This is a genomic window from Sporosarcina sp. YIM B06819, assembly GCF_033485175.1.
GTDB lineage: Bacteria > Bacillota > Bacilli > Bacillales_A > Planococcaceae > Sporosarcina.
The window spans coordinates 1-582 of record NZ_JAWLIQ010000071.1 but is presented as its reverse complement, the minus strand read 5'-3'; the positions used below and the strand labels follow the sequence as shown (position 1 = coordinate 582).

1 protein-coding gene is annotated in these 582 nt (G+C 39.5%); it reads right to left on the bottom strand.

The genetic code is table 11. The features are described from left to right. Positions 1-582: transposase (locus R2B72_RS18725; RefSeq protein ID WP_318618375.1), on the bottom strand; the 582-nt coding region annotated here is incomplete at both ends.

Genomic DNA, 582 nt, shown 5'->3' with positions numbered 1-582 from the left:
TGATTTCATCACAGGATGAGCACTTTTTAGAAGACGGAAAGAAACGATCGACTTTCATGAATTCAACGCCATACTTCTCGCATTTGTATTTCATTTGTCGGGAGAATTCGCTGAACTTTTGCTTTTGAATCGCTTTGGACAGGTGGCGATTTTTCATCATCCCTTTCACATTCAAATCTTCCAGTACAACTTTGCAAGGCTTGGTTTTCGCGATTGCGTTTGTTGCTTGGTGAATGTGATTGGTGCGGATGTTGGCTAATCGTCTGTGTAGGTGCCGTATTTGCTTTTCGATTTTTACACAGTTGCTCGTTTTGGCGAAACGGTCTCCCTCCTTATTCATTTCATATTTACGAGAAACACTTCTTTGCAACCTACGAAGACGTTTCTCAATCTTGCGAACTTCATTTGTTTTATTAATATTTTTAACTTTGTTGCCATTTGAACAAACGGCTAATGTTGTAATACCCAAATCAATCCCGACAATCTCATCTGTTAACTTTTCCTTTTTAAACGCCTGCTCAATACCAACAGACAAATACCAGTACTTCCCGTCAAATGACACCCGAGGATTGCAGTATTTCA